12 protein-coding genes are annotated in these 12,248 nt (G+C 44.2%); all 12 read right to left on the bottom strand.

Going from position 1 to position 12,248, the window contains the following annotated elements:
• The 12 genes from ubiE to ltnD all read right to left on the bottom strand — a co-directional run bounded on the left by ubiE (position 1) and on the right by ltnD (position 11,860).
• Positions 1–756, bottom strand: coding sequence for a bifunctional demethylmenaquinone methyltransferase/2-methoxy-6-polyprenyl-1,4-benzoquinol methylase UbiE (gene ubiE, locus ACIH2S_RS02695; protein WP_036954951.1), 756 nt, complete (start codon positions 754–756; stop codon positions 1–3).
• Between the two features lie 75 nt (positions 757–831).
• Positions 832–2,187, bottom strand: coding sequence for a DNA recombination protein RmuC (gene rmuC, locus ACIH2S_RS02690; protein WP_430248060.1), 1,356 nt, complete (start codon positions 2,185–2,187; stop codon positions 832–834).
• Between the two features lie 105 nt (positions 2,188–2,292).
• The gene (locus ACIH2S_RS02685) at positions 2,293–2,823 is read right to left on the bottom strand and encodes a DedA family protein (RefSeq protein WP_036954954.1); all 531 of its coding nucleotides are present in this window, start codon (positions 2,821–2,823) and stop codon (positions 2,293–2,295) included.
• A 146-nt stretch (positions 2,824–2,969) separates the two neighbouring features.
• Positions 2,970–3,752, bottom strand: a complete 783-nt coding sequence (locus tag ACIH2S_RS02680) for a tyrosine-protein phosphatase (RefSeq protein ID WP_036954957.1) — start codon at positions 3,750–3,752, stop codon at positions 2,970–2,972.
• Positions 3,753–4,034: 282 nt separating this feature from the next.
• Positions 4,035–4,790 carry a uridine phosphorylase gene (gene udp / locus ACIH2S_RS02675; RefSeq protein ID WP_006658334.1) on the bottom strand — a complete coding sequence of 252 codons (756 nt, stop codon included), beginning with the start codon at positions 4,788–4,790 and terminating at the stop codon, positions 4,035–4,037.
• 282 nt (positions 4,791–5,072) lie between these two features.
• Positions 5,073–6,449 (bottom strand): GntP family permease, encoded by a 1,377-nt coding sequence (locus tag ACIH2S_RS02670; RefSeq protein ID WP_036954960.1) that lies wholly within the window; start codon positions 6,447–6,449, stop codon positions 5,073–5,075.
• A gap of 11 nt (positions 6,450–6,460) precedes the next feature.
• Complete coding sequence (gene denD, locus ACIH2S_RS02665) at positions 6,461–7,420, bottom strand: D-erythronate dehydrogenase (RefSeq protein ID WP_036954963.1); 960 nt, start codon at positions 7,418–7,420, stop codon at positions 6,461–6,463.
• 56 nt (positions 7,421–7,476) lie between these two features.
• Complete coding sequence (locus ACIH2S_RS02660) at positions 7,477–8,244, bottom strand: DeoR/GlpR family DNA-binding transcription regulator (RefSeq protein WP_036954967.1); 768 nt, start codon at positions 8,242–8,244, stop codon at positions 7,477–7,479.
• Positions 8,245–8,253: 9 nt separating this feature from the next.
• Positions 8,254–9,033: a 2-oxo-tetronate isomerase gene (gene otnI, locus ACIH2S_RS02655; RefSeq protein WP_036954971.1), complete on the bottom strand. Its 780-nt coding sequence runs from the start codon at positions 9,031–9,033 to the stop codon at positions 8,254–8,256.
• A 10-nt stretch (positions 9,034–9,043) separates the two neighbouring features.
• On the bottom strand, positions 9,044–9,685 hold the full coding sequence (locus tag ACIH2S_RS02650; protein ID WP_036954976.1) for an aldolase: 642 nt from the start codon (positions 9,683–9,685) through the stop codon (positions 9,044–9,046).
• Positions 9,678–10,955: a 3-oxo-tetronate kinase gene (gene otnK / locus ACIH2S_RS02645; RefSeq protein WP_036954980.1), complete on the bottom strand. Its 1,278-nt coding sequence runs from the start codon at positions 10,953–10,955 to the stop codon at positions 9,678–9,680. The genes ACIH2S_RS02650 and otnK overlap by 8 nt, the downstream gene beginning before the upstream one ends.
• Complete coding sequence (gene ltnD, locus ACIH2S_RS02640) at positions 10,952–11,860, bottom strand: L-threonate dehydrogenase (protein WP_430248055.1); 909 nt, start codon at positions 11,858–11,860, stop codon at positions 10,952–10,954. The genes otnK and ltnD overlap by 4 nt, the downstream gene beginning before the upstream one ends.
• Positions 11,861–12,248: the final 388 nt, after the last annotated feature.

Here is a 12,248-nt window from a genome sequence, read left to right as displayed (position 1 = left end):
TTAGAATTTAAACCCTTTATGTAATGCAACAATACCACCGGTCATATTGTCATAAGAGACTTGCTCAAAACCTGCGTTTTCCATCATCCCTTTCAAGGTTTCTTGATTTGGGTGCATACGGATAGATTCAGCAAGGTAACGATAGCTTTCAGGATCATTCACAATCACTTGACCGATACGCGGTAAAATATGGAATGAGTAAGCATCGTAAGCTTTGTTCAGTGGTTCAAGAATTGGTTTAGAGAACTCAAGCACTAACAGGCGTCCACCCGGCTTCAATACACGGAACATGGAGCGTAATGCTTTATCTTTATCGGTGACGTTACGTAAACCAAAAGAGATGGTAATACAGTCAAAATAGTTATCAGGGAATGGCAACTCTTCTGCGTTAGCTTGTACGTAATTAACATTACCAACAATGCCTAAATCGCGCAGTTTCTCGCGTCCCATTTTTAACATTGAATCGTTAATATCTGCGAGAACCACTTCACCTTTTTCACCCACAAGGCGAGAGAATTTTGCAGTGAGGTCACCGGTTCCACCAGCAAGGTCAAGTACGCGTTGATTACGACGCACACCACTCGCTTCGATTGTGAAACGTTTCCAGATACGATGAATACCAAAAGACATTAAGTCATTCATCAGGTCATATTTAGAGGCTACAGAGTGAAAAACATTTGCTACTAGGCCAGCTTTTTCTTCTTTCTCTACAGTACGGAAACCAAAATCGATGGTTTCTTTTGTTGGTTCGGTCATTTCTATTATGCCTGTTAATCGTTCAAACTTTTTTGTGAAGTGTACCAGCCTTTGAGTGAAAACCCTATTATAACTCTAAGATTCCGCACAATTAGACTTGTCAGCCCGCTCAGCTAGCTGAGGGTCTATAGATTGCTTAACTTCCACACCTAACTCTTTAAAACTTTCCGCTTGAGCAAGCAAATTACCTCGGCCTTCAGCAAGGCGCTTCATGGCTGAAGAATAAGTGTGATTTGCTTTCTCTAAACTCGAGCCTAATACCTGCATATCATCGATAAATAAACGCAGCTTATCGTACATTTTAGCGGCTCTATCTGCGATTTCTTGAGCATTTTGCTCTTGCCGTTCATAGCGCCATAAATTATTAATGGTACGCACTGCCACCAGCAAGGTAGATGGGCAAACCAACATGATATTCAGTTTTAATCCTTCATCAAGTAGTTCAGGTGCTTCTTTTAATGCTAATAAATACGCAGGCTCAATCGGAATAAACATGAGCACATAATCTAAAGAGCGAACTCCCGGTAATTGATGGTAGTCCTTGCGACTGAGCATTTTCATATGGTTACGAATGGAAGCCACATGCTCTTTTATGCCTTGCTGCTGCTGTTCTGGGTCATCACTATTAAAATAGTGTTCATAAGCCACCAGCGACATTTTCGCATCGACCACCACATCCTTGCCTTCAGGAAGATGGATAATCACATCGGGTTGGTATCGGCTATTGAAGCCGGTGTTGATACTCACCTGAGTTTCAAATTCACTGCCTTTTCGCAGCCCTGAAACTTCTAAAATCCGCGTTAAAATCGTTTCCCCCCAGTTCCCTTGGATTTTGTTATCTCCTTTTAGGGCTCGAGTTAAGTTGACCGCTTCTTTGGTCATTTGATTATTTAACTGCTGTAATTGGCGGATTTCATAAGTGAGTGTATGGCGCTCTTTGGCTTCTTCGCCATAGCTTTGCTGCACCTGTTGGCGAAACCCTTCAAGTTGCTCACGAAACGGTGACAGCATCGCCATTAAATTTTTCTGATGTTGTTCGGATGCTCGACGTTCATTCTGCTCAAAAATACGATTAGCTAGATTTTCGAACTGAGCCGTAAGGCGCTGCTCGCTATTTTGTAAAATCCGTTGTTTTTCTTCATTGGCAAGTTGCGTCTGTTCAAAGCGGGTCATCACTTCCCGCAGCTCTGCTTCTTGTTCGCGGTTAATATCTCGCTGTGTACGTAGCTCCTGATCGAGCCTGTCACATTCCTCTTTCCACAGCGCTAAATGCACATTTTTTTCATCACTCGCCGCCAATTGGCGGTATACCTCTTGTAGCTCTCGCTCTTTTCCCGCTATTTTTTGGACAATAGAAAACCAGGCCGCTAAACCGCCGACCAAAATGCCACTTAAGGCGCCAATAATTGCATATAAAAGAGAGGTATCCACGAATCAATCCTTACTTTTTAAAATCTAGAGTAAGGTAATGGGATACTGTATAAGTGTCCAGAGGTAAATCTCCCAACGGCTACTTTTTGCGAGCGGCTTCGCAGCTTATCCCATCCAGCTCGCAAACCAACGTAAACCAAGCGCACCGGGGGCTAAAATACCAAATGCCCAAATCATCGCAGAGGCTAAGTTAGCGACTTGGAAATGTCGTTGCCGCATTTCACAAATCCCTGCAACAAGCGGTACCACCGCGCGTAATGGTCCAAAGAATCGACCGAAGAATATTCCCCAAACGCCCCACTTCTCAAAGAATCGATGTCCTTTGTCGATCATTTCAGGATTGCGGGAAATTGGCCACATTTCACGAACTTTTTCTTTATAGTGAAAACCAAACCAATAAGAGACCCAATCCCCAAAAAATGCACCTAATGCAGCGGCTAACCAAATCGGGAAAAAGGCAATTTCACTTTCACCAATCAATGCGCCCAGACCAAGCAAAATAACGGTCGCAGGGAGCAATAACGATAGAAACGCGAGGGATTCACCAAACGCAAGAATAAAAACAATAGGGATCGCCCACACTTCGTGAGCGCGAGTGAATTCTGTAATGACCGTGACAATTTCATTAATACTCAAGGGCGAATTCCTACAGTTTAAGATTGATTTGTTAACTATAAGTCGACTAAGTAACTATTATTCAGCTAAGTAAACATATTATAGTTCTTGGAAGTAAATAAAGTTGCAACAAAACTGACGCGTTGCAACTTCAATTCCGCAGAGGTTTATTCGAGGAAGTAACTTTGAAGTACACCGCGCTGAGCGTTATCTAAACCAAAGTCTTTTTCTAGCCAGTTATCCACGCTTCCATAGTTATTTTCTATGCTTTTCAATGCAGTTTGTAAAAACTCTTCACGAACAGAAAATACATACTCGAATTTTTTCACCACATTTTCACTCATGGTCTTGGAAAATTCTTCGAGTAAATGGTTACGAAATGGCGCTAACGTCTCGTTCGTTAAAAGGTAATCATCCATCACAGTATTCACATCTGCGCCCAGCGCAAACAGCACGAGAGCCGAGCCAACCCCTGTCCGGTCTTTACCCACTGCACAGTGTTGCACAAGCCCACCCTTTTCTGGCTGCTTCAACATGTTCACTAATTGGTGATAAGCGGCATTGTTCAACGGAAGCAACTCATAGAGGCGGAACATAAAGGCTTGAGGATCAAACTGTTCCAGCACTTCAGGAGTGAGTTTATCAAGGTTTGCACTCACTTCTTTTGCCAGCGGGTTTGCAGGGGCATGCACATAATGAGCACCACTCCACACCACATCTGGTTTATCTAAAATTTCAGCTTCATCGCGATAATCGATAATTTGGAAAAGGTTTTGTGACTGTAAGACTTTTTCATCATCTTGGGTTAAGCGGTCGAGCGCCCCAGAACGAAATAAAACACCGGGCTTTATTTTTCCGCCATTGGACAGTTTTTTTCCCCCTAAATCACGAAAGTTAATTCCACCGGTTAAAGGCAGCACAGAGGGGTGAAGGTAAGGTTTGGTTGACATACGTTTTCCCTTTTTAGCTCTGTCATTGCTCAAACTAAAAATAAACGAAATCATCAATTACTTGTAATTTGAGTAACTTAAGAGGCTTCTATTAATTGTTTTAAATGACAATAACAGATTCATAGATGAAGGGAATAAGAAAAACGCGAGAAAATAAATTTAGCGCTGATCATTTAGATATACAAGAATATTTAAGATACATGGGTATAAGGATGATAACTGAACCCGTTTACCGAAAATCCACAACCGAGTGAAATCAGTAAACGGGTCAGCTAATTAGGATTACAGCAGGCGGCGAGCAGCTTCGACAACGATGCTCAGAACATTACCTTCTGTTTTTTTCAGTAGCGCTTCATTTGGAATTTCTTGCTGAGTACGGTTTACGATAACCCCAGCCACCATACCCGCACGCAGGCCTTGGCTTGCACACATAGTTAACAGTGTTGCTGATTCCATTTCATAGTTCATCACGCCCATGTCTTGCCACTCTTTCATTGAGCCTCTGAAATGGCGCATTACGCGACCTGTGTAGGTGTCGTAACGTTCTTGACCTGGGTAGAAGGTATCGGAAGATGCGGTAATACCGACGTGTACGGTTGCACCCGCTTCTGTCGCCGCAGCATACAGCGCATTAGTACAAGTGAAGTCAGCGACTGCTGGGAATTCCAGTGGTGCAAAGTGCTGGCTTGCGCCATCTAAACGAACAGCACCTGTGGTGACAAGTACATCACCCACATTGATGTTTTCTTGGATTGCACCTGTTGTACCAATACGTAAGAAAGTACGGATACCTAACTGAGCCAGTTCTTCAACTGCGATAGAGGTTGATGGACCACCAATACCGGTTGAGCAGACAATCACAGCTTTGCCATCAAGCTCGCCACGCCATGAGGTGAATTCGCGTAATGAAGCCAGATGTACAGGGTTGTCCATCAGACGTGCAATTTTTTCAACACGGTTAGGATCCCCAGGAACAATAGCAACGGTTGCACCCTGTAAGTCACTCTTTTTTAAACCTAAGTGGAAAACGTCAGACATATCAAACTCCTTTACACAATGGCATCATTGAATTAGTACATTATTGTCAATATAGCGCTTAGCTTTGATTAATTTAGTGACCAATATCTACTTTAATGGAAACAGATTCACTTGAATTTCATTAAAACGAGATCGCGATCACAAATAAGTCTTATTGAGATGAATGTGAATAATGAGATACACCCAGTATAGATGAATGTTTGTGATTATCGAAAGAAAGCGCCCGAATGGGCGCTTTTATTAGGCAGAAGAAAAAAACACTATAATATCAATATGCTAAATTTACAGCACGACATCAAGGATCAAGACCCCAACCAACCCGATAGCCCAAGCTATTGTTGTTGGAATAGACCAAACAATCATTTGTTGTTTAACGTCTTTGATCCCCATCATTCTGTTCACCACCCAGTAAAGGCTGTCGTTAAAGTAACCGAAGAACAGAGATCCCATCGTTGCCGCTTGGGCCGCAACTAATAAGTTGATATCAGGAATTTGGCTAATGATTGGCGCAGAAATCGAAGCTGCGGTGATCATTGCTACCGTTCCTGACCCTTGAATTAAACGCACTAATGTCGCGATAATAAACGGGATTAATACAGGTGTAATCGGTAAATTCGCGACATGCTCCGCAAGAATTGTTCCCGTTCCGCTGTCACGCAATACTGCGCCTAATGCTCCACCAGCACCAGTTACAAGCAAGATGATACCCGCCGCTTGCAAACCTTCTTCCATACGGTCGATAACTTCTTCTTTCGACGCTTTTGGCATTAACGTATAAACCGAAATCAGGACGCTAATGGATAAGGCGATAATCGGTGCCCCTAAGAATTGGAATGATTGGAAATACCAGTTATCATCCATGCCTTGGAATGCGGCAGTTTTCAGTAATAATCCGTTGATAGCATTAATAAAAATCAACAGAATTGGCGTGATGATTGGTAACAATGATAAGAATAAGCTTGGTAATGGTTTGTTGGCTTTTTCTTCCATGTAACGCGCATGCACTTCTTTTAAATCTTCGCTGCCCGTTTCATCTGGCATGAATTCAGGGTATTTAGTTCCCAACCATTTGGCGTAGAACACAATCCCGATGACACACGGCACTGCCAGCGTCATACCCGCTAAAATCATAGCACCAACGTCAACCCCGAAGATCCCGGCAACACCGAGAGGACCTGGAGTTGGCGGCACAGTATGGTGGGTAACAACTAAACCACCCGCCAATGCAACACCAAGAGTTAAAATACTGCGTTTTCCATTCTTCGCTAACGCTTTTGCCAGCGGATACAAAATGACGAATGCAGAGTCTACAAAGATAGGAATACTGACAATATAACCGGTAATTGCCAGCGCCCACTCTTCGCGTTTTTTACCTAACCATTTGATAAAACTATAAGCTATCTGCTCAGCAGCACCGGACACTTCCAGCACCCTTCCCATCATTACCCCGAGACCGATAACAATACCAATGCTACCGAGGGTCGAACCAAAGCCCTTTGTAATAACGGTGACGGTTTCCGCCGCAGTTAATCCCCCTGATAACCCTGCGATTGCAGCCGCAATCAACATCGCTAACAAGGCGTGAACCCGCGTTCGCAATACTAAAAAGATAAGGACAAATATGGCCACCGCGAGGCCAATAATAGGAATATAGGACATTATTTAATCTCCTATTTTGCACAGCCGTGGTGCTTAATGAAGGAACGGATCGCATCGCTAAATGACCCATCAGCTTTAAAACCTAAATCCAGTGCACGGCGAATATCGAATTTACCCGGCCAGCTTGCCACAATGCGGTTGACGGCTTCATCAGGCTCAAAACGAATTAAATCAACCGCTTGTTGACCAGCGACATCACGCAGGGCATCAATCATCTCTTGCACTGTCACGGTGATCCCCGGCAGGTTCACAGTACGTGAAAGACCAAATTTCTCTGCTGGAATTGAAACCGCATGGATGAAGTTGTTGATCACCGTTTCTGGGCTAGATAACCATAACGCCAACTCTGGAGACACTGGGCAAACACTCTCAATCCCATTTAGAGGCTCGCGGATAATGCCGCTAGCAAAAGAAGATGCTGCTTTATTCGGGACTCCAGGGCGAATACTAATGGTAGGTAAGCGCATCACGCGTCCATCCACATAGCCTTTACGGGAATAGTCGTTCACCATCAATTCACACATGGCTTTTTGAGCACCATAAGAAGATTGCGGGTTAACAACACACAAGTCGGTGATCACATCGGGTAATTCACCGCCAAATACCGCAAGGGAGCTGGTGAATAAAAACTTGATGGCAGGGTTTTTCGCGCGAGCGACTTCAAGCAATTGGCGAGTCGCATCGAAATTCACTTTCATGCCTAAGTTAAAATCACTTTCAGCATGGCTACTGACAATCGCCGCAAGGTGGAATACCACGTCAGTTTGCGCATCAATCAGCTTATCTGCGGCTTCTGGCTGGGTTAAGTCTAATGCAACGCAACTCACACGAGGGTCTTCAATAGGCGATGTAGGGCATTGAATATCCGCTAAAACGAGCTGGTTAAATTTTAATCCTTGGTTGTTTTTAAGCAAAGCAGCGGCTAGCTGCTGGCCCAGAAAACCTGCGCCACCAGTAATAATAACTTTCATTGTCATTCTCCTTGCTATAACCCTGCCGGGTTATGCATCAGTAGGTAAGATGTTTTTTATGTATTTATTAAATGAAGTTTTATGTTTTTTTCGAGTATCCGTTGCACCACATCAGACGGTAAATGTTGGTCACAAATGATGTCGTGCAATTGATCTAATGGGCAGACACGGAACATACCGTATTTACCGAATTTACTGCTATCTGAAACCAGTACACACCGACGAGCGACATCCAATAATGTTTGTTTTATTTGGACTTTTTCCTCATGCGGTGTGGAAACCCCATGTTGCAAATCCCATGAGCTGGTACTAATAAACGCAATATCCACGTTTAGTGTTTGCAACATAGCGGCCGCCGTATTGCCAACACAGGAATGGTTGCGTTTATCAACCTGCCCACCAGTGTGGTACAGGTTAAGTTGTGATTTATTCATCAAATACTGCATGATGGAAAAATCATTGGTCACGATAGTGAGATTAAAACGCTCACCCAATACGCGGGCAATTTCAAACGTGGTGGTGCCTGCATCGAGGTAAACCACCTGACCATCTTCAACTAGTGAACTGGCAAATTGACCGATTTCGCGTTTCGTTTGATGATGAAGTCTTGCCTTTTCGCTCCACGGTAGCTCTTGGCGTAACGCATCATTTAACCGAACACCACCACTAATTCCGACAACCTTCCCTTCCTCTTCCAACATGCGAATATCACGTCGAACCGTCATATGAGAGACATTCATTAAACCCACTAAGTCATTGATAGACACAGTTTGGTGCTCATAGACATAGCGATAAATAAAATCACGACGTTCGGAAGGGATCATTCGGTTCTCCTAGGAATTAGCTTGCTTTAGCCAGCCTAAACCGTCTTCGGTGCGTCCTGCTGGGTGGTATTCACATCCCAGCCAGCCTTCATATCCCATTTCATCGAGTTGATTAAAAATCCATGGATAATTGACTTCACCGCTATCAGGTTCATGGCGAAAAGGTACTGATGCTATCTGAATATGACTAAATTTACCCCAAAGACGCTCAATTGTTTTCAATAAGTCACCTTCCATAATCTGGCAGTGATACAAGTCCAATTGAATAAACACGTTTTCGCGATTGATTTCAGGTAACAGCGCTTCAGCCTGCTTTTGGGTCGTTAAGAAATACCCTGGCATATCGCGGGTATTAATCGGCTCGATAAGCACACGAATTCCGTGCTCAGCCATCACATCCGCTGCATGCTGTATATTCTTAATAAAACACGTTTTTTGCTCTTCAGGTGTGAATTTCTCATCCACTTTACCCGCCATGGCATGCACTTGTTTACAGCCTAATGCTAAAGCGTATTTCAGGGCAGTTTGTACCCCTTGAGCGAACTCGGCTTCACGACCAGGAATAGACGCCATTCCACGCTCGCCAGCGCCCCAATTCCCCGCAGGCATATTAAATAATGCTTGGGTAAGTTGATGTTTTTTCAATTCACCCGCAATAACATCCGCATCTTCTTCATAAGGGAAAAGATACTCAACGCCCTTAAAACCAGCCTGAGCGGCACGTTCAAAGCGTTGAATAAACGGAACTTCGTTAAACATCATACTGAGATTTGCTGCAAATTTAGCCATGTCTATCGCCTCATTTCTGTGGATAACGGCTTTCGAGCTCATGAACCTGCTCTTGCGTTAACGTGGTGAAGCCGTGTGGGCGCAATGTAATGTATAGGCGCGCGGTATCTTCTAATTCTTCCGCATTGAAAAACGCCTGCCTTAAGGTTTTTCCGCCAACAACAGGGCCGTGGTTAGAGAGTAAAATCGCATTATGATGAGGTGCTAATTTTGCGATTTCTTCACCAATACGGTCATCACCCGGTGGTAAATATTCAATCAAAGGTAATTTGCCCACACGCATCACGTAATAAGGTGTGATCGGTGGTAAACAGTTTGCGGTATCTAAATTCGGCAAACAGGATAGAGCCGTTAGCCAAGGTGAATGCAGATGAACCACCGCTTGGCAATCTGGACGCTGCAAATACATTGCCATATGCATGGAAACTTCTTTTGTTGGTTTGTCACCATCAATCCAGTTACCTTGCGCATCGAGCTTGCTCAGGCGCTCAGGATCTAAATCGCCAAAGCTCGAGTTAGTCGGGGTGACAATAATACAGCCATCCGGCAAGCGTGCGCTGATATTGCCTGCACCACCGCTGCTGTATCCGCGATTAAACATTGACTTCGCCCAATCCACTAACTCTTGGCGTAGCGCCTTTTCATTACTCATTAACCATCTCCTGTGCTAACTGGAAGAAATTCTCTTGACCAAAATTGCCTGATTTCAGTGCTAACCAGTTACCGCTTGCTAAGTCTTGTACCCAAGGCACACCCGGCGCGATAGGTGAGCCAATACTTAATTGTTCAGTTCCAAGGCTTTGAACCACTTTTCCAGACGTTTCGCCGCCCGCGATAATAAAAGTGTTATAACCTTGCTGCTGAAGTAACGTCACTACTTGCCCAAACACATTTTCTACCGCGGTACTCGATAATGCGGCACCGTATTTTTCCTGCGTTTGCTTCAATAACTCTGGTGGTTGGGTGGCATATAACAAAGGCGCTAACCCAGTGATTTTCTGGTCTTTAACCCATTGTGCCAATACGGTTGCATAATCTGAATTATTGATGCATTCACCCACATCTAGCGCTTTGCTAGGTGCAACTTGCTGATAGCTTTGTACTTGTTTGTTGGTCATTAGAGAGCAGCTTCCCGATAGAATGACCGTTTTTCTGTCTTTCCCTGTCGGCTTACTGCCACGGCTTTCCCCTTGTCCCCAAGCCACTTGGCTATCAATATTCGCAAGGGCAGCCCCCAATCCTGACCCACCCGTTAATAAAGGCAGTGATTGCGAAGCCTGAGCAATAGGCAGTAAATCATCCATCGTGAAGCTATCCATAACCGCATAACTGATACCCTGCTGGCGTAGCTGTTCTAACTGTTCAGTGATGGCGGCGCTGCCCTTTTGCACTGTCGCAAGATTAATCAGCCCTGCTTTACCGGCTGACTGTTTTTCCATTACGCGCATTAGGTTGGCATCAGTCATTGGTGTGACTGGGTGGTGCTGCATTCCACTTTCATTGAGCAATTGACCATTAACAAACAGGTGCCCATGTACCACGGTTCGACCGTTAACGGGCAATGCAGGGCATACTAATGATAATGACGTACCCAGCTGCTTCATCAGTGCATCGGTTACTGGACCAATGTTGCCTTTCTCTGTTGAATCAAAGGTTGAACAATATTTAAAGAAAATCTGCTGACATTTCGCTGATTCTTTCAGCCAGCGACATGCATTTACCGAGGCACTAATGGCTTCATCTACTGGACAAGAACGGCTTTTCAAGCTCACCACAATGGCATCCACATCTTGAGGGATTGGAGTGTTTTCATTCGGCTCATTCAGTAGCTGCACCACTTTCCAGCCGTTTTGCACCATAAAGCCTGCAATATCTGTCGCGCCGGTAAAATCATCAGCAATCACACCTAATTTCACTGTCATGCCTTTTTCTCCGGTAAAGTAATGCCCTTAAAGGTTTTGATAACGGCGCTATCATCCTGTAAACCAAAACCTTCATTGCTGGCTGAGATAAACATTTGATGCGCCGTTGCTGCCAGTGGCAGTGGGAAATTCAGCGCTTTTCCGGTTTGCATCACCAAACCGAGATCTTTCACAAAAATATCGACTGACGATTTAGGGGTATAGTCTCCATCAAGCACATGCTGCATACGGTTCTCAAACATCCATGAGTTGCCAGCTGCATGGGTGACGATGTCATACATCACATCTAAATCGATGCCCGCTTTTGCCGCCAGCGCCATACTTTCCGCTGCAACCGCAATATGTACCCCCGCCAATAGCTGGTGGATAGTTTTCACTGTGGAGCCAAGACCGATTTCATCTCCGACACGATAGAGACGCTCTGAAATTGCATCAAACACCGTAGAAAGCTGAGCGAATAGCTTAGGGGAACCCGATGCCATAACGGTCAGTTTACCTTCTGCCGCTTTAATCGCTCCGCCAGATATAGGCGCATCGACTAATGGAAGCTGGTATTCAGCAAGGCGCTGCGCGATCTGTTTTGTCTGCTCCGCAGCCAGTGTGCTGTGCAACACAATGACAGTATTTGGACGAAGCTTCTCTACCAGTGGCTTCTCACCACCAAATAAAATCGCCTCAACCTGCCGACCATTGACGACCACCATAAGTAGCGCGTCTAGCTGTTGTGCATACTGCGCGGCATCTTGCCCTGTGGCTTGCGCCCCATATTCGAGTAGCGCCTCGCATGCCTGTGGATTTAAATCAAACCCATAGGTTGGGATCTTATTTCTTATTAGTGATTGCGCGATCCCCATCCCCATCGAACCCAGACCAATAACGCCAACATGGTTAACGGTATTTTTCATCTAGCCCCCTGATGTTGTCAGTTCCAACAAATGATAAATTCTGGTGAATACGGTTAGTTTTGGTAAACACTGTGAATTCTGGTGAATATTGTGAATTTTCACATAACCAAATTCACAAACACATGACTACCATCACACTAAAGATAATATAAATTTTAAACAATTAATTATTAATGTACTGATATATATGAATTTTTATATTTAACATTCTTATGCTACCCTTCACAAGAAAGTGTGATAAAAATTGTGACCGATTTGGTTGTTTTCTGATCTGCTGGTTTTTATACCTATTAAATTCCCTCTTTGTCTCTGATTTTCATTGACCTGTTGAGTAAATTCCCCAAAATAGCCGCCTATTATTTTTTGTAAAATGTTCCATACTTGGTAT

The organism is Providencia lanzhouensis (genome assembly GCF_050469745.1).
In the GTDB taxonomy this organism is placed as follows: domain Bacteria; phylum Pseudomonadota; class Gammaproteobacteria; order Enterobacterales; family Enterobacteriaceae; genus Providencia; species Providencia lanzhouensis.
Note: the sequence above shows the minus strand (reverse complement) of the source record. Positions and strands in the feature narration are given on the sequence as shown.

What these genes read in the sequence shown, in the direction of transcription:
- ltnD (WP_430248055.1), bottom strand. Translation starts at nt 11,860, where the DNA reads ATGAAAAATACCGTTAACCATGTTGGCGTTATTGGTCTGGGTTCGATG.
- ACIH2S_RS02650 (WP_036954976.1), bottom strand. Translation starts at nt 9,685, where the DNA reads ATGAGTAATGAAAAGGCGCTACGCCAAGAGTTAGTGGATTGGGCGAAG.
- ACIH2S_RS02660 (WP_036954967.1), bottom strand. Translation starts at nt 8,244, where the DNA reads ATGATCCCTTCCGAACGTCGTGATTTTATTTATCGCTATGTCTATGAG.
- ACIH2S_RS02670 (WP_036954960.1), bottom strand. Translation starts at nt 6,449, where the DNA reads ATGTCCTATATTCCTATTATTGGCCTCGCGGTGGCCATATTTGTCCTT.
- otnI (WP_036954971.1), bottom strand. Translation starts at nt 9,033, where the DNA reads ATGGCTAAATTTGCAGCAAATCTCAGTATGATGTTTAACGAAGTTCCG.
- udp (WP_006658334.1), bottom strand. Translation starts at nt 4,790, where the DNA reads ATGTCTGACGTTTTCCACTTAGGTTTAAAAAAGAGTGACTTACAGGGT.
- otnK (WP_036954980.1), bottom strand. Translation starts at nt 10,955, where the DNA reads ATGACAGTGAAATTAGGTGTGATTGCTGATGATTTTACCGGCGCGACA.
- ACIH2S_RS02680 (WP_036954957.1), bottom strand. Translation starts at nt 3,752, where the DNA reads ATGTCAACCAAACCTTACCTTCACCCCTCTGTGCTGCCTTTAACCGGT.
- denD (WP_036954963.1), bottom strand. Translation starts at nt 7,420, where the DNA reads ATGAAAGTTATTATTACTGGTGGCGCAGGTTTTCTGGGCCAGCAGCTA.
- ubiE (WP_036954951.1), bottom strand. Translation starts at nt 756, where the DNA reads ATGACCGAACCAACAAAAGAAACCATCGATTTTGGTTTCCGTACTGTA.